This is a genomic window from Nocardiopsis baichengensis YIM 90130, from assembly GCF_000341205.1.
Classification (GTDB): domain Bacteria; phylum Actinomycetota; class Actinomycetes; order Streptosporangiales; family Streptosporangiaceae; genus Nocardiopsis_A; species Nocardiopsis_A halophila.
Map to the genome: position 1 here is coordinate 1 of NZ_ANAS01000008.1, position 16,829 is coordinate 16,829.

General features: G+C 72.5%; 16 protein-coding genes, 2 pseudogenes and 1 CRISPR repeat array. Of the genes and pseudogenes, 17 read left to right on the forward strand and 1 reads right to left on the reverse strand.

The window, feature by feature from the left end; translation table 11 throughout:
• Positions 1–25: 25 nt before the first annotated feature.
• The 13 genes and pseudogenes from ffh (at position 26) to C892_RS0108460 (ending at position 12,119) form a co-directional block, all read left to right on the forward strand.
• Positions 26–1,618, forward strand: a complete 1,593-nt coding sequence (gene ffh, locus C892_RS0108400) for a signal recognition particle protein (RefSeq protein WP_017556829.1) — start codon at positions 26–28, stop codon at positions 1,616–1,618.
• 219 nt (positions 1,619–1,837) lie between these two features.
• Entirely contained in the window at positions 1,838–2,290 is a 453-nt protein-coding gene (gene rpsP / locus C892_RS0108405; protein ID WP_017556830.1) for a 30S ribosomal protein S16, read from the forward strand.
• A 1-nt stretch (position 2,291) separates the two neighbouring features.
• A complete protein-coding gene (locus C892_RS0108410) occupies positions 2,292–2,534 on the forward strand; it encodes an RNA-binding protein (RefSeq protein WP_017540065.1) in 243 nt (80 codons plus the stop codon).
• A 111-nt stretch (positions 2,535–2,645) separates the two neighbouring features.
• A pseudogene (gene rimM, locus C892_RS0108415) lies at positions 2,646–3,161 on the forward strand (ribosome maturation factor RimM); the annotation flags it as partial.
• A 117-nt stretch (positions 3,162–3,278) separates the two neighbouring features.
• The gene (trmD, locus tag C892_RS0108420) at positions 3,279–4,079 is read left to right on the forward strand and encodes a tRNA (guanosine(37)-N1)-methyltransferase TrmD (RefSeq protein WP_017556832.1); all 801 of its coding nucleotides are present in this window, start codon (positions 3,279–3,281) and stop codon (positions 4,077–4,079) included.
• A 167-nt stretch (positions 4,080–4,246) separates the two neighbouring features.
• Entirely contained in the window at positions 4,247–4,606 is a 360-nt protein-coding gene (rplS, locus tag C892_RS0108425; protein WP_017540068.1) for a 50S ribosomal protein L19, read from the forward strand.
• A gap of 158 nt (positions 4,607–4,764) precedes the next feature.
• Positions 4,765–5,802, forward strand: coding sequence for a signal peptidase I (lepB, locus tag C892_RS0108430; RefSeq protein WP_017556833.1), 1,038 nt, complete (start codon positions 4,765–4,767; stop codon positions 5,800–5,802).
• Between the two features lie 142 nt (positions 5,803–5,944).
• Positions 5,945–6,271 carry a DUF2469 domain-containing protein gene (locus C892_RS0108435; RefSeq protein ID WP_026124229.1) on the forward strand — a complete coding sequence of 109 codons (327 nt, stop codon included), beginning with the start codon at positions 5,945–5,947 and terminating at the stop codon, positions 6,269–6,271.
• Positions 6,272–6,407: 136 nt separating this feature from the next.
• Positions 6,408–6,741: a CRISPR direct-repeat array (repeat unit 29 nt; unit sequence ATGCTCCCCGCGCACGCGGGGATGGTCCC).
• A gap of 382 nt (positions 6,742–7,123) precedes the next feature.
• Positions 7,124–7,504 (forward strand): YraN family protein, encoded by a 381-nt coding sequence (locus tag C892_RS0108440; RefSeq protein WP_017556834.1) that lies wholly within the window; start codon positions 7,124–7,126, stop codon positions 7,502–7,504.
• A complete protein-coding gene (locus tag C892_RS0108445) occupies positions 7,505–9,040 on the forward strand; it encodes a YifB family Mg chelatase-like AAA ATPase (protein WP_017556835.1) in 1,536 nt (511 codons plus the stop codon).
• 88 nt (positions 9,041–9,128) lie between these two features.
• Complete coding sequence (gene dprA, locus C892_RS0108450) at positions 9,129–10,406, forward strand: DNA-processing protein DprA (RefSeq protein WP_017556836.1); 1,278 nt, start codon at positions 9,129–9,131, stop codon at positions 10,404–10,406.
• A gap of 307 nt (positions 10,407–10,713) precedes the next feature.
• Complete coding sequence (locus tag C892_RS0108455) at positions 10,714–11,091, forward strand: RidA family protein (protein WP_026124230.1); 378 nt, start codon at positions 10,714–10,716, stop codon at positions 11,089–11,091.
• Positions 11,092–11,228: 137 nt separating this feature from the next.
• Positions 11,229–12,119 (forward strand): tyrosine recombinase XerC, encoded by an 891-nt coding sequence (locus tag C892_RS0108460; RefSeq protein ID WP_026124231.1) that lies wholly within the window; start codon positions 11,229–11,231, stop codon positions 12,117–12,119.
• Between the two features lie 376 nt (positions 12,120–12,495).
• On the opposite strand, the pseudogene C892_RS30440 reads toward C892_RS0108460, so the two are convergent.
• Positions 12,496–13,071: pseudogene (locus C892_RS30440) on the reverse strand (peptidoglycan DD-metalloendopeptidase family protein); the annotation flags it as partial.
• Between the two features lie 315 nt (positions 13,072–13,386).
• Between C892_RS30440 and rpsB the strand changes: the two are divergent.
• The 4 genes from rpsB (at position 13,387) to frr (ending at position 16,816) form a co-directional block, all read left to right on the forward strand.
• Positions 13,387–14,304 (forward strand): 30S ribosomal protein S2, encoded by a 918-nt coding sequence (gene rpsB, locus C892_RS0108465; protein ID WP_017540076.1) that lies wholly within the window; start codon positions 13,387–13,389, stop codon positions 14,302–14,304.
• A gap of 102 nt (positions 14,305–14,406) precedes the next feature.
• Positions 14,407–15,243 (forward strand): translation elongation factor Ts, encoded by an 837-nt coding sequence (gene tsf, locus C892_RS0108470; protein WP_017540077.1) that lies wholly within the window; start codon positions 14,407–14,409, stop codon positions 15,241–15,243.
• A gap of 126 nt (positions 15,244–15,369) precedes the next feature.
• Positions 15,370–16,137: a UMP kinase gene (pyrH, locus tag C892_RS0108475; protein WP_017556838.1), complete on the forward strand. Its 768-nt coding sequence runs from the start codon at positions 15,370–15,372 to the stop codon at positions 16,135–16,137.
• A gap of 121 nt (positions 16,138–16,258) precedes the next feature.
• The gene (gene frr, locus C892_RS0108480) at positions 16,259–16,816 is read left to right on the forward strand and encodes a ribosome recycling factor (RefSeq protein WP_017540079.1); all 558 of its coding nucleotides are present in this window, start codon (positions 16,259–16,261) and stop codon (positions 16,814–16,816) included.
• Positions 16,817–16,829: the final 13 nt, after the last annotated feature.

Consider the following 16,829-nt stretch of genomic DNA (forward strand, 5'->3'; position numbering starts at 1 on the left):
GAGAACGAAGGACGGGTCCAGACTCGTGTTCGAGACGCTTTCCGACCGGCTGACATCGGTCTTCAGCTCGTTGCGCAGCAAGGGCCGGCTGTCCGAGGAGGACATCAACGCGACCGCGCGCGAGATCCGTCTCGCACTGCTGGAGGCGGACGTCGCCCTGCCGGTCGTCCGTGACTTCATCGCCAAGGTGAAGGAGCGCGCGCGGGGCGAGGAGGTCTCCCGGGCGCTGAACCCGGCGCAGCAGGTCATCAAGATCGTCAACGAGGAGCTCATCGAGATCCTCGGCGGCGAGACCCGGGAGATCCGGTTCGCCAAGAACCCTCCGACCGTTATCATGCTCGCCGGCCTGCAGGGCGCCGGTAAGACCACCCTGGCCGGCAAGCTCGGCCAGTGGCTGGCCTCGCAGCGCAACACCCCGCTGCTCGTCGCCGCCGACCTGCAGCGCCCCAACGCCGTCACCCAGCTCCAGGTGGTCGGCGAGCGCGCCAAGGTCCCGGTGTTCGCCCCCGAGCCGGGCAACGGGGTGGGCGACCCGGTCGAGGTGGCGCGCCGCTCCATCGAGCACGCCGAGCGCAACAACCACAACGTGGTCGTCATCGACACCGCCGGGCGCCTGGGCGTCGACGAGGAGATGATGCGCCAGGCCGCCGACATCCGCGCGGCGGTCACGCCCGACGAGGTCCTGTTCGTGGTCGACGCCATGATCGGCCAGGACGCGGTGGCCACCGCCCAGGCGTTCCTGGACGGGGTCGGCTACGACGCGGTGGCGCTGACCAAGCTGGACGGCGACGCGCGCGGCGGCGCCGCGCTGTCGATCCGGCACATCACCGGCCGGCCGATCATGTTCGCCTCCACCGGTGAGAAGCTCGACGACTTCGACCTCTTCCACCCCGAGCGGATGGCCTCGCGCATCCTCGACATGGGCGACGTGCTCACCCTGATCGAGAAGGCGCAGCGCACCTTCGAGGAGGAGGAAGTCGACCGGATGGCCAAGACCCTGGCCTCCGACGACGACTTCACGCTCGACGACTTCCTCGAGCAGATGGGGATGGTGCGCAAGCTCGGCCCCATCGGCAACCTGCTGGGCATGATGCCCGGCATGGGCCAGATGAAGGACCAGCTGGCCAACGTCGACGACAAGGACCTGGACCGCATCACCGCGATCATCCGGTCGATGACCCCGGACGAGCGGGCCAACCCCAAGATGATCAACGGCTCGCGCCGGCTGCGCATCGCCAACGGGTCGGGCACCCAGGTGGGCGACGTCAGCGGTCTGGTCACCCGGTTCTTCGAGGCGCAGAAGATGATGCGCCAGATGAAGAACGGCGGCATGCCCGGGATGCCGGGGATGCCCGGCATGGGCGGCGGCAACAAGAAGAAGGCCAAGGCCCAGGCGAAGAAGGCCAAGAAGGGCAAGCAGCGCAGCGGCAACCCGCTCAAGGCGCGCCAGCAGGAGGCCGAGAAGGCCGCCGAGCGGGAGCGCCGCCGCGAGGAGGGCGGGCCCGGGCAGCAGCAGATGCCCGACCTGCCGCCCGGCCTGGGCGGCGGGCAGCTCCCGCCCGCCCTCGGCGGCGGGAAGATGCCCGACCTGTCCAACGTCGACTTCCCCAAGAAGTAGCCGGCCGGGGCGGTGCCCCCGTGTGCGCCCGCGCGACCCGCCCGGGCGCTCGGACGCACACGGGGGTGCCCCGGCTCTGGCATAATCAGGGGTGCGACTCACGGTGCCCGGGCCGGCCCTCTACTTGCCCGGCGCCCACGTCCGGTCCGATCGGTCCCCGCAACCCCACGCGGAGGCGCCCGAACGGACACACGTTCCGCAATTCAGGAGAACCACTCCGTGGCTGTCAAGATCAAGCTCAAGCGTATGGGGAAGATCCGTACGCCCCAGTACCGCATCATCATCGCCGACGCCCGCAACAAGCGCGACGGCAAGGCGATCGAGGAGATCGGCAAGTACCACCCGAAGGAGCACCCCAGCTTCATCGAGGTGAACTCCGAGCGGGCGCAGTACTGGCTGTCGCAGGGGGCCCAGCCGACCGACCCGGTCAAGAGCATCCTGAAGAAGACGGGCGACTGGCAGGAGTTCAAGGGCCTGCCCAAGCCTCAGAAGCCGATCCAGGTCGCCGAGCCGCGCGACAAGGACGCCGAGGAGGCCGCCTTCCAGGCCGTCCTGAAGGAGCTCGTGCTCCCGGACAACGAGGACAAGGGCGGCAAGGGCAAGGCCAAGAAGAAGGCCGAGAAGGCCGACGAGGCGACCGACGAGTCGAGCAAGCCCGAGGGCGAGGCCTAAAGTGCTGGAAGAGGCGCTAGAGCACCTGGTCAAGGGCATCGTGGTGAACGCCGACGATGTCCAGGTGAGAGCCCGTAGGCTCCGCAAGGGCAAGGTGCTCGAAGTTCGGGTGCACCCCGACGACCTCGGCAAGGTCATCGGCCGCAACGGCCGCACCGCCAAGGCCCTGCGGACCGTGGTCGGTTCGCTCGCCGGCGGCAAGTACGTCCGCGTGGACCTGCTGGACCTGCACGAGGTGCGCTGAACCGTGCGCCGGGGGCGCCGATCCGGGAGGGTCGGCGCCCCCGGCGTCGTGTCCGGGGGGGGACCCGGTGGGAGAACCGGGTGGACCCGGGAAGGGATGGGGAGGACCGCGATGCGTCTGGTCGTCGGCCGGATCGGCCGAGCCCACGGGATCCGTGGCGACGTCGCCGTCGACGTGCGCACCGACGAGCCGCAGGAGCGGTTCGCGCCCGGTGCGCGGCTGCTCACCGACCCCGAGTCGGCGGGCCCGCTCGTGGTGGCGTCCTCCCGCACCCACTCCGGCCGCCTCCTCGTGCGCTTCGAGGGGGTGGGCGACCGCACCGCCGCCGAGGGGCTGCGCGGCACCGTCCTGCAGGTGGACTCCGCCGTGCTGGAGCCGCTGGAGGACCCCGACGAGTTCCGCGACCACGAGCTCATCGGGCTGCGCGCGGTCACCGTCGGCGGCCGCGACGTGGGGGTCGTCTCCGACGTGCTGCACAACGCCCAGGACCTGCTGGTGGTCGACACCGGCGGGGGCGGCGAGGCGCTGGTGCCCTTCGTCCGCGAGATCGTTCCCGAGGTGGACACCGCCGCCGGGACGCTCACCGTGGACGCCCCGCCCGGCCTGCTCGACCCCGAGGCGGCCGAGGAGGCCGTCGCCGAGGGCCCGGAGAGCAGCGGGCGTTCGGAGAGCGCCGGGGGCCCCTCCGGGGGCGCCAAGGGAGCCGAGGGCGCGGCCAGGGCCGAGGGGGGCGACTGACCGCCGATGCGCATCGACATCGTCACCATCTTCCCCGACTACTTCGCGCCGCTGGAGCTGTCGCTGATCGGCAAGGCGCGCGAGGCGGGGATCCTCGACGTCCGCCTGCACGACCTGCGGGACTGGACCCACGACCGGCACAACACCGTCGACGACACGCCCTACGGGGGCGGGCCGGGGATGGTCATGAAACCCGAGCCGTGGGGCGAGGCCCTGGATGCGGTCACCGCCCCGGGGCAGCCCGGGCAGGAGCGGGCGGTCCCCCGGCTGATCCTGCCCACCCCCAGCGGCGCGCCGTTCACCCAGGCCCGGGCCGACCGGCTGGCCGCCGAGCCGTGGCTGGTGTTCGCCTGCGGACGCTACGAGGGCATCGACGGCCGGGTCGCCGAGTACGCGGCCGAGCGCATGCCGGTCGAGGAGCTGAGCATCGGCGACTACGTCCTGGCCGGCGGCGAGTCGGCCACCCTGGTCATGGTCGAGACGCTGTCGCGGCTGCTGCCGGGGGTGCTCGGCAACCGCGACTCGGTCGACCAGGACTCCTTCGCTCCGGGAGAGATGGAGCACCTGCTGGAGGGCCCCGTCTACACCAAGCCCGCGGTGTGGCGGGAACGCGAGGTGCCGCCGGTGCTGCTGTCCGGCAACCACGGGGCGGTCGACCGCTGGCGCCGCGACCAGGCCCTCCGCAAGACGGCGAGGATGCGGCCGGAGCTGCTGGAGGAGGGCGACCCCTCCCGGTTCGACCGCCGCGACCAGGAAGTCCTCGCCGAGGCCCGGTTACAGGCCGGGCCGGAATCTATGGCAGACTAAGACGAGTTGCCCCTGCCGTAGACGTTCGTCCGCATGCTGTCGGCCGACGCCTAGGCGGCGGAATCGACTCCGCCCACACGGGCACACATCGACACCGGCAGCAGAATCCGCCCGCGCGAACCGCAATGGCCGTCGCCGCGGCGCGCAACCGATGAGGAATCGCTGAGATGCACACCGCTATCCAGGAGCTGGAGAAGACCCAGCTGCGCTCCGACATCCCCGACTTCCGCCCGGGCGACACGCTCAACGTCCACGTGCGCGTCACCGAGGGGAGCCGGTCTCGTGTCCAGGTCTTCAAGGGTGCCGTGATTCGCCGGCAGGGTGGCGGCAACCGCGAGACCTTCACCGTCCGCAAGGTCAGCTACGGCGTCGGCGTGGAGCGCACCTTCCCGATCCACACCCCGGCCATCGACAAGATCGAGGTCGCCGCCCGCGGCCGCGTCCGTCGCGCCAAGCTGTACTACCTGCGGGACCTGCGGGGCAAGGCCGCCCGCATCCCCGAGCGCCGCGAGCCGGCCGCCAAGTAGCGGTCCGGCCGGTCCGTCGAGGACCGGCGCCCGATCGGGCGTTGACTTTATCGGCGCGCGACGCGCCGCTCGGATAGGCTTCGTTCCCGATGAGCAACGAAGAATCCGGCACGCACTCCTCTGGCTCCCCCGCGGACGAACGCGGGGGAGCCAGACGTGTGTCCGGCCCCGATGAGCCGGCCGCCCCGGAGGCGGAGGCCGGGACGGAGGCCGAGGGTGCCGGATCGGACGCCGGACGGCCCACGGGGAGTGCGGAGGACGCGATGGGCGCCAAGAAAGAGCAGACGGGCGAGAAGTCGGGTTCCTTCTGGAAGGAACTGCCACTGCTGATCGTCATCGCGCTGGTCCTGGCGTTCGTCATCAAGACATGGGTGGTGCAGCCCTTCTACATCCCGTCCGGCTCGATGGAGGACACCCTCCAGATCAACGACCGGGTGCTGGTGAACAAACTCGTCTACCAGGTGCGCGGCATCGAGCGCGGCGACATCGTGGTGTTCAACGGGACCGGGACGTGGGACGAGCCGGGGGTGGAGGCGCCCGAGACCGGGAACGCGGTGAACAGGGTGTTCACCTGGGTGGGCCAGCAACTGGGGGTGCAGCCCACCGGCAAGGACTACATCAAGCGCGTCATCGGCGTGGGCGGCGACACCGTGGAGTGCTGCGACTCCGACGGCCGGGTGATGGTCAACGGTGAGCCGCTGGACGAGGACTACCTGTTCCCGGGCAGCCAGGAAACGCACACCGAGTTCGGTCCGGTCGAGGTGCCCGAGGGGCGGCTGTGGCTGATGGGCGACCACCGTCAGATCTCCTACGACTCCCGCCTGCACCAGACCGACCCGGGCGAGGGGACGATCGCCGAGGACGAGGTGGTCGGCCGGGCCTTCGTGCTGATGTGGCCGCTGGACCGGGTGCGGACGCTGCCGATCCCGGACACCTTCGAGTCCCTGAACGCCGAGGGCGAGGCCGCAGGTGAGACCGCCGGAGGGGGAGACGGCGGGGCCGCCGGCTCTGCGGACGGCGGGCCGGAGCCGGTCGCGGCCGCGGCGGCCCCGGCGGCGCCGCTGCTGCTGGGGGCGGCGGCCGCGGTGCCGGTGCACCGGACGGGCCGGGGCCTGTGGCGACGCCGTCCGGGGTGGGCCCGACGGAGGCCGCGTCGGGGGTCCGCGAAGTCACACGCCGGGGATTCCGGAGAATGACAGCGCGCGGTTGACATATGGCGCATGATGGATCTGTAGCGGAAGACATCCGCTTTCGAGCATGGCAGGACCAAGAGGCGCCGAACGGGGCGAAGGGGGCCGGGCCGGCGGACCTGGGGTGCACGACGAAAGCGAGCGCGAGATGAGTTCTGAGGACCTGGAGAAGTACGAGGCCGAGATGGAGCTGCAGCTCTATCGGGAGTACCGCGACGTCGTCGGCCTGTTCTCGTACGTGGTCGAGACCGAGCGGCGGTTCTACCTGACGAACCACGTCGATCTGCAGCCGCGCAGCACCGAGAACGGCGAGATGTACTTCGAGGTCTCCATGGAGGATGCCTGGGTCTGGGACATGTACCGCCCAGCGAGGTTCGTCCGCAACGTGCGCGTGGTGACGTTCAAGGACGTGAACGTCGAGGAGATCACCAAGTCCGATCTGGAGGTCCCGTCAGGCCGCCCCGGCCAGGATTAGACGGGCCCTCACATGAGGCACCCACGGAGGGCGGGACCGGAACCACCGGTCCCGCCCTCCGTCCGTCGTAGGGGGAGTGGGTGCCGAGTGGTTGAAAACAAGCGGTTGCTCACAATGAAGCCCCAGGTCAACGGGTATGCTCCCCGCGCACGCGGGGATGGTCCCATGACCGTGCTGGTGCGCCGCGCCGAGGTGCGATGCTCCCCGCGCACGCGGGGATGGTCCCACCCCCATCGCCACCGAGCTGGAGTACTCCGAATGCTCCCCGCGCACGCGGGGATGGTCCCGACAGCCCCTTGGCGTAGTAGTCGAAGGTCAGATGCTCCCCGCGCACGCGGGGATGGTCCCCCCACGTGCAGCACCGTGTGCAGCAACTGCAGATGCTCCCCGCGCACGCGGGGATGGTCCCTACGACGGCCCCGAGCAGGAGCGGAACCTGGCATGCTCCCCGCGCACGCGGGGATGGTCCCCGGACGGCGGCGCGCACCCCAGCTGGCGTGACATGCTCCCCGCGCATGCGGGGACGACCGGGACCACATCCTCTGGAGCGGTGGCGTTTCCAGCTCGGCCCACTGGGCGTGCGGCTCCTCCGCCGGTCATCGATAGTGGTGAAACCACCACTACCGATTGCCGTGTCCACGTGGAGCCGCGGCCCACGCCCAGGGCGGCATGGACACCGCCCCCTTGCCCTACTGGCTCCGGCCGCCCGGCGCAAGGCGGTCACGTTCCCGGCGGCGACACCACTCCGGCGGGCGTGACCGTGAGCCGTGGACCCGCTTATCCACAAGCAGGGTGATCGATCCGCCAGGGGGACCCCTCCGCCTTCACCGTTGGGGGTGGAGGTGAGGGCCCATGGGATCGGCGAGGGCCGGAGCAGGGTGGACCAAGGCGGCGCTCGGGCGGTACGGGGAGGATCTGGCCGCCGCGCATCTGGAGCGGACCGGGTTGCGCATCCTCGCGCGCAACTGGCGGTGTCCCGAGGGCGAGATCGACATCCTCGCCCGGTGGGGCGGCACGCTCATCGTCGTGGAGGTGAAGACCCGCTCCGGGCAGCGCTTCGGCACGCCGCTCGAAGCGGTCGGGCCGATGAAGGTCCGGCGGCTGCGCCGCCTCTCCCGGCGGTGGCGGGCCCAGGCGCGGGACGCCCCGCCGCGTACCCGGATCGACGTCGTGGGCGTCCTGGTCCGGCGGGACGGGCGGGCCTACCTCCGGCACGACCGGGGGGTGGCGTGAATGCCCCTGTCGCGCACCCTGTCCATGGCGCTGATCGGCGTCGAGGGGCACCCCGTGGAGGTGGAGGCGCACCTGGGCACCGGCCAGGCCGCGCTCACCCTCGTCGGCCTGCCCGACACGGTTCTGCGTGAGGCCCGTGACCGTATCCGGGCCGCCGTCGCCAATTCCGGGGAGTCCTGGCCCGACTGCCAGATCACAGTCAGCCTCTCCCCGGCGAGCCTGCCCAAGCGGGGCAGCGGCTTCGACCTGGCGATCGCGGCGGCGGTCCTCGGCGCGGACGGCTCGGTGCCGCTGGAGAGCGTGCACGAGTGCGTCTTCCTCGCCGAGCTGGGGCTGGACGGGCGCACGCGGCCGGTGGAGGGGGTGCTCCCCGCCGTCCTGGCCGGAGCGAGGGTCGGACACACCGTCTATGCGGTCGCCCGGGAGAACGCCGCTGAGGCGCGGCTGGTCCCGGACGTCGAGGTGATCGCCGTGCGGTCGCTGGCCGAGCTCTTCGCCCGGCTGCGCGGAGAGCCGCCGCCCCCGGACGAGCTCTTCGAGGACGAAACGGCGGCCCGTCCCGAACCCGCCGCTGACCGAGGCCCCCGCCCGGACCTGGCCGACGTCCTCGGGCAGCCGATGGCGCGGCGGGCGGTGGAGATCGCCGCCGTCGGCGGGCACCACCTGATGATGCTCGGTCCGCCGGGGACCGGGAAGAGCCTGCTGGCCGAGCGCCTGCCCTCGGTGCTGCCGCGGCTGTCGCGGCAGGAGGCGGTGGAGGTGACGGCGGTGCACAGCGTGGCGGGCGCGCTGCCGCGCGGTGAGCCGCTCATCACCGAGCCGCCCTACAGCGCGCCGCACCACACCGCCACCCGCGCGTCCATGGTCGGCGGCGGGAGCACCAGCATCAGGCCGGGGTGCGTGTCCCGGGCGCACCGGGGCGTGCTCTTCCTCGACGAGGTGCCCGAGTTCGAGCGCTCGGTCCTCGACTCGCTCCGGCAGCCGCTGGAGAGCGGGGAGGTGACCGTCTCCCGGGCCCTGGGCTCGGTCACCTTCCCCGCGCGCTTCCAGCTGTGCATGGCGGCCAACCCCTGCCCCTGCGCCCGTCCCGGGCCGGCGTGCATCTGCCCGCCGCCGCAGCGCCGCCGCTACCTGGCGCGGCTATCGGGCCCGCTGCTGGACCGGGTCGACCTCAAGATCGAGCTGCAGCCGGTGACCCGGGGCGAGCTGCTCGCCGACCAGCCGTTCGCGGAGACCTCCGGGCAGGTGGCCGAGCGGGTGACGGCGGCGCGCGAGCGGGCGGCCGACCGGCTCAAGGGGACGCCGTGGCGCGTCAACGCGGAGGTGCCGGGGGCCGAGCTGCGCCGCCGGTTCCCGGTGCCGGACGCGGCCCGCTCGATCCTCGCCTCGGCCATGGAGCGCGGCGAGATCAGCGCGCGCGGCGTGGACCGGTCGCTGCGCGTGGCCTGGAGCCTGGCCGACCTGGCAGGTCGGGACGTCCCCGATCCCGAGGATGCGGCGATGGCGTTCGCCCTCTGGTCCGGGAGGTACCCGTGAGCGCGCCTGTGGTCGGAGCGGGGGAGTGGAAGGCGAACCGGGACGGGCCTTCGAACGGGCCCCGGAACGGGCAGCGGAAGGGGGCCCGGTGAGCACGGAGCCGGAGGGGGAGGAGCGAAGCACCGACGCCCACGACGCGGGGGACGCGACCGGCACCGCTGCCGCAGAGCCCGAGCAGGATCCCCGGCAGGCCCCGCAGGCGCAGCGCGGAACGGAGCGGGACGAGGAGGACGCCCTGGCGCGCGCGATGCTCACGGCGGCCACCGATCCAGGGCATCCGCTCGTCGGAGCGGTGCTGCGCGCCCGGGGGTCGGCCGAGGCGTGGGAACTGGTTCGGCGCGGCGCGATCGCGGACGAGGCGGGGCCGCCGCAGCGGACGGGGCGGACACGGAGGCCGGAGGCGTGGCAGGCCCGTGCCCGGGACGTCGACGGGGACCGGCTGTTGGAGCAGGCGGCGGACGCGGGCGCGCGGCTGGTGGTGCCGGGCGACCCCGAGTGGCCCGGTCGGCTGGACTCACTGGGCGATGGCCGGCCCTACGCGCTCTGGGTGCGCGGACACGGCGACCTGCGCCATGCGTGCCTGCGGGCGGTGGCGGTCGTGGGGGCCCGCTCGGCCAGTGCGTACGGGCTGCACGTGGCCTCGGGGCTGGCGCACGACCTGGCGCGGGACGCGTGGTCGGTGGTCTCGGGAGGGGCGTACGGGATCGACGCCGCCGCGCACCGGGGGTGCCTCGCGGGAGGGGCGGCGACGGTGGCGGTGCTGGCGTGCGGGCCGGACCGGCTCTACCCGGGCGGGAACGAGCGCCTGTTCGCCGAGGTGGTCGAGCAGGGGGTCGTCGCCACCGAGCACGCTCCGGGGGCACGGCCGACGCGCCACGGGTTCCTGGTCCGCAACCGGGTGATCGCGGCGCTGGCGCCGGGGACGGTCGTGGTGGAGGCGGGGCTGCGCAGCGGGGCGCTGAACACCGCCCGCCACGCCCAGGAGCTGAGCCGCACGGTGATGGCGGTGCCGGGGCCGGTCACCTCGGCGCTGTCGGCGGGGTGCCACCGGCTGCTGCGGGACTGGAACGCGGTGTGCGTGACGGACGCGGCGGACGTGGCCGAACAGCTCGGGGCGGTCGGGGAGGAGCTCCGTGCGGGCGGCGGGACGGTGATGGCGGCCGACGGTCTGGACCCGGCGACCCGGACCGTGCTGGAGGCCGTCCCGGACAGGAAGGGCGCGGGCCCGGCGGTGATCGCGACCGCGGCGGGCGTCGGCATGGACGAGGCCCTGCGCCGCCTCGGCCTCCTGGCGGCGGGGGGCTTCATCGAACGGGCGCCGTCCGGATGGAGGGTCCGCAGAGGGGCGGGCGATGAGGAGCGATGAAAGGGCGGGCCGCTGCCGGCCGACTCCGCCACAGGGGCGCTATGGCCGTTGAAGGTGGAGAGCCGTCCGCGGCAGAGGCGCGTGAGCGCCTCCAAGCGTCTGCGACTTGCCCGCTGCACCACCGAGTACGGATGGGGGCTGGTGCCAGGCCTCCGAACGCTTCAGAGCCGGCCCCACTGCGGATTGCGCATCGGTGAAGGGCGTACCGGGAACTCTGAGCGGCGGTACCTCTGGGCCCCTGGTTCGGCGTCGGAATCGGTTCACAGCGAGGCGGACCCAGGCGAGGGCCTGTGGTTAGGGTGGCTCCATGGCGAAGAACTACAGCGCATCCCTTCTCGCTGACGGGCCTTTCGTGTTCGTCTCCGGGCAGCTGCCCATTGCCCCCGACGGAACCTTCGCCGAAGGCGACGCCGTCGAGCAGACGCGGCAGGTCTTCCGGAACATCGAGGCGGCGCTGGCCCCGCACGGGGCCGACCTGCGGCACGTCGTGAAGCTCACCTACTACCTCCGCCACATCGCCGACCTGCAGTCCGTCCGGCAGGTGCTGCGCGAGTTCCTCGTCCATGAGCCCCGGCCCACATCCACGCTGGTGGAGGTGAACGGGCTGGCCGACTCCCGGTGCCTGGTCGAGATCGACGCGATCGCGACCGCCCCCCGCCCCACGCGAGAGGACCAGGCCGGGTGAGCCCGCAGGCGCCCGACCAGCCCGACCAGCCCGAGGAGACCGAGGGGCCCGGTGGGCCCGGTGACGGGGAGGCCCCGCCCGCGCCGTCGGCCGGTAACGCCTCCGCGCGCGCCGCCCGCGAGGGGGAGCGCGACGCGCTGCTCGGCGACTTCGGCCGCCGGCTCGCCTCCGAGCTCGGGCGGTCCGAGCACACGGTGCGCGCCTACCTCGGCGACGCCCGGTCGCTCCTGGACCACCTCGACACCGTCGGCGCCGCCGTCGGCGACATCGACCTGGGTCTGCTGCGCGGCTGGCTCTCCCGGATGAGCGAGGCGGGTGCGAGCCGCGCCACCCTCGCCCGGCGGATCGCCGCCGCCCGCACCTTCACCGCCCACCTGCACCGCACCGGACGCCTGGCCGCCGACCCCGGCCCGCTGCTCGCCACCCCTGTGCGCCGCCGGTCGCTGCCCCGGGTGCTCAGCGAGGACCAGGCCGCCGACGCCCTGGCCGCACACGCCGAGGACACCGAGGAGGCCGCCACCCCCGAGGGCCTGCGCCGGACGGCGGTGGTGGAGGTCCTTTACGGCGGCGGCCTGCGCGTCGCGGAACTGTGCGGCCTGGACCTGGACGACGTCGACCGTGAGCGCGGCACCCTGCGTATCATGGGCAAAGGGGGCAAGGAGCGCGCGGTCCCCGTCGGCGAGCCCGCACTCGACGCCGTCGACGCCTGGCTGCACGGGGGCCGCCCCGCCCTGGTGGGCCCGGCCTCTGGGCGGGCCCTGTTCCTGGGGGCCCGCGGGGGGCGGCTCGGCACCCGCAGCGCCCGCCGCGACGTGCACCGTCTCCTGCGCACCGGCGGGGAGGGCGGCGACGCCGGTCCGCACGCCCTGCGGCACAGCGCCGCGACCCATCTGCTGAACGGCGGCGCCGACCTGCGCAGCGTCCAGGAGTACCTGGGCCATGCCTCGCTCGACAGCACCCAGGTCTACACCCATGTCTCGATCGAGCGGCTGACCGAGGTGTACCGGCGGTCGCACCCGCGAGCGTGAGGGGCTCCTCCGCTGGAACGGTGGGACCCCTGGAGCGGTGGAACCTCCCGTGGCCGTGACCGCCTTTCGCGGGGCGGCCCTCCGCCGTCCGGCGGGTGAGGCCCTGGCCGGCGCCGTGCCCCTGTCCGGTACGCCCGGCGGCCGGCGCTGCATCGGTGCCGTCCCGGGCGGGCGCGAACGACACCGTGCCGGCGGCCGCGGCCCGCGTGGGTCCGACGCCCGTAGGCGGTGCCCGCCGCAGAGCGGCCCGTTCTCTGGAGGGCGTACCGGGCCCGGCGCGTTCCTGCGGGGCCGGAGCCCCGGCGGCGGTGAGCGGAAGAGGGAGCGGGAGCAGGCGCACCTCGCCGCGGCCGAGCAGGGACAGCGGGTCCACGTACTGACGCCCGCGCACCAGGCCCCAGTGCAGGCACGGCCGGGCGCCGCAGTGCCCGGGCCCGGCGGCCAGTGTGCCCAGCACCCCGCCCGGTGCGACGGCCTCGCCCTTCGCCACCGACGGCCGAACCGGCATGTAGGTGGTGCGCAGCCGCCCGTGGACGACCGTGACCACGCCGGTTCCCGCGACCTCGCCCGCGAAGCCGATCCGTCCCGGCCCGGCCGCCAGGACCTCCGCACCCTCCTCGGCGGCCAGGTCGGTGCCGCGGTGGCCGGGCAGCCACGGCCGCGCGGGCGGGTCGAAGGGGCGCAGCACATCGAGGGGGCCGTCCACGGGCGGGCGCCAGGGCCCGGTGTCGGCGGAGGCGGGAGGGGGCGGAAGGACCAGGGCCGCCGGCGTGAGGGCGGTGGGGAGCACCACCCCGACGGCCGCCCTGACCGCCGCCCTGACGAGTGCTCGGGCCGCCGCCGTGGCCCGCGCTCTCCGGGACCCTACGGTGAGCAGGGGCCTGACCTGCGGCGAAGGGGAGCGGCGGGACCGGGAGGCGTGCGGGGCGCCCGCGGGGGTAAAGCAGAGCATGGGCTCAGGATCTCCCCCGGGGCCCACGCGACACGAGGAGGTCTCCTCCGCCTGTGGACAACGGTTCAGACGTGATTTCGGTCCGATGTGCTTGACATCTCGCCGACGAGGTCCTTAAGGGCAGCGTCCGGACTCCGGTCCGGTTAGAATCATCAACGGTCCACCTGTGGGCCGACCACATCACGCACGCCCACGCGCTCTCCTCTCCGGGGAGGGCCGCATCCACGGTCCGCGCCGCACGGCGGCGCGGCGGAGCGGTCGGGGCGTCAGGCACAACCAAGGCGGGCGGAGTTCGCCCGCACCGAGGAGGAAGTCATGGCCACTGTCGTGACCATCCGTCAGCTGCTCGAGAGCGGCGTCCACTTCGGGCACCAGACCCGTCGCTGGAACCCGAAGATGAAGCGCTTCATCTTCACCGAGCGCAACGGCATCTACATCATCGACCTGCAGAAGTCGCTGGCCTACATCGACCGCGCCTACGAGTTCGTCAAGGAGACGGTGGCCCACGGCGGCACCATCCTCTTCGTCGGCACCAAGAAGCAGGCGCAGGAGGCCATCGACGAGCAGGCCCGCCGCGTCGGCATGCCCTACGTCAACCAGCGCTGGCTGGGCGGCATGCTGACCAACTTCTCCACCGTGCACAAGCGGCTCCAGCGGCTCAAGGAGCTCGAGGAGATCGACTTCGACGACGTGGCCGCCTCCGGGCTCACGAAGAAGGAGCTCCTGGGCCTGCGCCGCGAGAAGGAGAAGCTCGAGCGCACGCTCGGCGGTATCCGCGACATGTCCCGCGTCCCCAGCGCGGTCTGGATCGTGGACACCAAGAAGGAGCACATCGCGATCAGCGAGGCCCGGAAGCTGAACATCCCGGTCGTGGCGATCCTGGACACCAACTGCGACCCCGACGAGGTCGACTACCCGATCCCGGGCAACGACGACGCCATCCGCAGCGTCAGCCTGCTGACCCGGGTCGTCGCCGACGCCGTCGCCGAGGGCCTGCTGGTCCGCTCGGGCGGGTCCGCCGCCGGTGAGCAGAAGGCCGCCGAGGAGCCGCTGGCCGAGTGGGAGCGCGAGCTCCTGGAGGGCAAGGGCGAGGGCGAGGCCGCCCCGGCCGCCGCCGAGGCCGCTCCGGCCCCGGAGGCCCCGGCCGAGACCCCCGCCGAGGCGCCGGCTGAGGCTCCGGCCGAGGCCGCCGCTGCCGAGGCCCCCGCCGAGGAGGCTCCGAAGGAGGCCTGAGCAGCCTCCGCGCGCCCTCCCGCCCTCTGGGCGGGAGGGCCGCCCTTCCTCCCTCTCTCTCCGCGTCCACGTCGACCCACGTCTTAGGGAACAGAGAAAGCTATGGCGAACTTCACCGCCGCCGACGTCAAAAAGCTGCGCGACATGACCGGCGCCGGCATGATGGACAGCAAGAAGGCCCTGCAGGAGAACGACGGCGACTTCGACAAGGCCGTCGAGTTCCTCCGCATCAAGGGCGCCAAGTCCGTCAGCAAGCGCGCCGACCGCACCGCCGCCAACGGCCTGGTCGTGCTCAAGCAGGACGGTGACAGCTCCGCGGCCCTGGTCGAGCTCAACTGCGAGACCGACTTCGTCGCCAAGAACGAGAGCTTCATCCAGCTCGCCGACGAGGTCGCCGACTTCGTCGCCGCCGGTGACTACGCCGACGTCGCGGCCCTGCTCGCGGCCGACTTCGGCGACGGCAAGACCGTCCAGCAGGTCATCGAGGAGCGCAGCGCGGTCATCGGCGAGAAGCTGGAGCTGAGCCGCTTCGCCAAGTTCGAGGGCGCCTACGTCGCCTCCTACATGCACAAGTCCGACCCGGACCTGCCCCCGACGATGGGCGTCCTGGTCGAGCTGGACAAGGCCGACGCCGAGGTCGGCAAGGACCTCGCCCAGCAGATCGCCGCCCTGGCCCCGCGCTACGTCTCCAAGGACGAGGTCCCCGAGGACATCGTCGAGAAGGAGCGCGGCATCGCCGAGGCGACCGCCCGCGAGGAGGGCAAGCCCGAGCAGGCCCTGCCCAAGATCATCGAGGGCCGCGTCAACGGCTTCTTCAAGGAGGCCACCCTCCTCGGGCAGCCGTTCGTGAAGGACAACAAGAAGACCGTGCAGAAGGTCGTCGACGAGGCCGGCGTCACCGTCAAGCGCTTCGTCCGCTTCAAGGTCGGCCAGTCCTAAGTCTTTTGACATGATGGAGGTGCCGGGGAGTGATCCCCGGCACCTTCGGTGGATCAAGGCGGGGACACGGCCCAGGTGACCCCGCGACGCAAACCACTCGGGGGAACCAGAAGGAGGCCGAGCGCCGTGCCGGAGAACGAGGGACCCAGCGTCCCGGGCATGCGGGAGATGCACGACGACGGCTGGCGGCGTGTCGTACTGAAACTGTCCGGCGAGGCCTTCGCCGGCGGGGAGCAGCTCGGCATCGACGCCGGGATCGTGCAGTACATCGCCGAGTCCATCGCCCAGGCGGTCGGCGAGGGCATGCAGGTGGCGGTCGTGGTCGGCGGCGGCAACATGATGCGCGGTGCGGAGCTCTCGGCCAGCGGGGTCGAGCGCGGCCGCGCCGACTACATGGGGATGCTCGGCACCGTCATCAACTGCCTGGCGCTGCAGGACTTCCTGGAGCGGCAGGGCGTGGAGACGCGGGTGCAGACCGCCATCCACATGAGCCAGGTCGCCGAGGCCTACATCCCCCGGCGCGCCGTCCGGCACCTGGAGAAGGGCCGCGTCGTCATCTTCGGCGCCGGGCTGGGCGCCCCGTTCTTCTCCACCGACACCACGGCCGCGCAGCGCGCGCTGGAGATCGGCGCCCAGGCGGTGCTCAAGGGCACCCAGGTCGACGGGGTCTACGACTCCGACCCGCACCGCAACTCCGCCGCCGTGAAGTTCGACCGCCTGGAGTACAACGAGGTCCTCACCCGCGGGCTGAAGGTCATGGACGCCACCGCGGTGAGCCTGTGCATGGACAACGGGTTGCCGATCGTCGTCTTCGACCTCATGGGGACGGGCAACATCGTCCGCGCCGTGCGGGGCGAGAAGATCGGCACCATCGTCTGTCCCGCGGACGCCTGAGCGGCCGCCCCGAGCCGACTGAGCCGCCCCAGCCGTCCAAGCCATTCGAGCCGTCCGCCCCAGCCGACCGACCCCGAACGAGCCGAACCTTCCCCAGCAGCAGCGACACACGGGAGCCGCAATGATCGAAGAGACACTTCTCGAAGCCGAGGAGAAGATGGAGAAGGCCGTCGTGGTCGCGAAGGAGGACTTCGCCTCGATCCGCACCGGCCGCCCCGGGCCGGCGACCTTCAACAAGATCACGGCCGAGTACTACGGTTCGCAGACCCCGATCAACCAGCTGGCCTCGTTCTCGGTGCCCGAGCCGCGCATGGTGGTCGTCTCGCCCTTCGACAAGAGCTCGCTGCAGGCGATCGAGCGCGCCATCCGCGAGAGCGACCTGGGCGTGAACCCCGCCAACGACGGCACCATCATCCGCGTGGTCTTCCCGGACCTGTCCGAGGAGCGCCGCAAGGAGTACGTCAAGGTGGTGCGCACCAAGGCCGAGGACGCCAAGGTCTCCATCCGCAACGTGCGCCGCCGGGCCAAGGACCAGCTGGACAAGCTGGTCAAGGACGGCGAGATCGGTGAGGACGAGGGCCACCGCGCCCAGGCCGAGCTGGAGGAGACCACCCACAAGTACGCCGCCGAGGTGGACGAGCTGCTCAAGCACAAGGAGTCGGAGCTGCTGGAGGTCTAGTCCGGTCCAGGTC

Excerpts from the sequence above, each read along its gene's own strand:
- C892_RS0108435 (WP_026124229.1), top strand. The coding sequence starts at position 5,945 with ATGAGTTCTGAGGACCTGGAGAAGTACGAGGCCGAGATGGAGCTGCAG.
- tsf (WP_017540077.1), top strand. The coding sequence starts at position 14,407 with ATGGCGAACTTCACCGCCGCCGACGTCAAAAAGCTGCGCGACATGACC.
- C892_RS0108445 (WP_017556835.1), top strand. The coding sequence starts at position 7,505 with ATGCCCCTGTCGCGCACCCTGTCCATGGCGCTGATCGGCGTCGAGGGG.
- C892_RS0108455 (WP_026124230.1), top strand. The coding sequence starts at position 10,714 with ATGGCGAAGAACTACAGCGCATCCCTTCTCGCTGACGGGCCTTTCGTG.
- frr (WP_017540079.1), top strand. The coding sequence starts at position 16,259 with ATGATCGAAGAGACACTTCTCGAAGCCGAGGAGAAGATGGAGAAGGCC.
- rplS (WP_017540068.1), top strand. The coding sequence starts at position 4,247 with ATGCACACCGCTATCCAGGAGCTGGAGAAGACCCAGCTGCGCTCCGAC.
- rpsB (WP_017540076.1), top strand. The coding sequence starts at position 13,387 with ATGGCCACTGTCGTGACCATCCGTCAGCTGCTCGAGAGCGGCGTCCAC.
- trmD (WP_017556832.1), top strand. The coding sequence starts at position 3,279 with ATGCGCATCGACATCGTCACCATCTTCCCCGACTACTTCGCGCCGCTG.
- C892_RS0108440 (WP_017556834.1), top strand. The coding sequence starts at position 7,124 with ATGGGATCGGCGAGGGCCGGAGCAGGGTGGACCAAGGCGGCGCTCGGG.